The organism is Neisseria sp. P0021.S006, assembly GCF_051956895.1.
In genome coordinates this window covers 1-953 of record NZ_JBQCWZ010000517.1, presented here as the reverse complement: position 1 = coordinate 953, position 953 = coordinate 1, and the positions used below count along the sequence as shown (strand labels likewise).

The following is a 953-nucleotide window of genomic DNA, read 5'->3' as shown; positions in this document are numbered from 1 at the left end:
ACCTTGCCCTCACGCCCTGAAAAAGAGCCGTTCAGACGGTCGGTTTGGAAAAAACGGGCTGTCATGCTAGAATGCGTGGCGTAAATTTCAGAAAAACAGGGTGTAAATCAACACAATAGCCCTGATAATAACGTCAATCTCAAACACGACCTCATTTATTCCGAATGAAAACCTGATTTTCAGATCGGAAAAAAGACTCAAAGTCCTTTATCCCCAAAACTGTTTAAACCAGCAGGCGGTCGCGGCAGACCGGATGTGCCGGCATTCTGCAAACCTCAAAAAACAGACCGCCCCATTAAGGATAACGCGTGATTAAAAACAAATATTCCACTCGATTTAAAGCAACCCTCTTAGCGTTTCTGCTGCCGGCTTCAGGCATCATGACCGCATACGCCATTACCTACCCTCAACCTGCACAGACCGATTTCAAAGTCGAGCGTATTTCCGAAGAGCTGCCTGCCGTTTATGTGGAAACCAATACCTATCAATCCAGCTATTGGGCGCAAGAAGCCGTCCAAGCCGGCGACTCTTTGGCAGACGTTTTGACGCGCATGGGTGTCAACCAAGAAGACATCAAGCAAATCATGGCGAAAAACAATGCCAACCTCGACATGAAAAACCTGCGGACCAACCAATCCGTCAACATCCGCATCGACTCTTCAGGCCAAGTGACCGACGTTCAATTCTTTACCGATGAAGAATTGGAACGCAACTTGGTGGCTTTGGAAAAAGTCAAAGGCAAATGGCGCATTTCCAATGCCGAAATTGACATGAAAACCATGCCGACCCTGCGCTCCGTGCAAATCCGCACATCCGCCATCGGCGATATGCTCCGTGCCGAAATTCCTTCCGAAGTGTATATCCAGCTCAAAGAAATCTTTGCCGATTCGTTCAATATGAGTGACTTGGGCGAAGGCGATACCGTGCGTCTTTTGTACAACAGCATGTATTTC

General features: G+C 47.7%; 1 pseudogene. It reads left to right on the top strand.

The window, feature by feature from the left end:
- Window positions 1–308: 308 nt before the first annotated feature.
- A pseudogene (locus tag ACTHUM_RS15385) lies at window positions 309–953 on the top strand (peptidase M23); the annotation flags it as partial.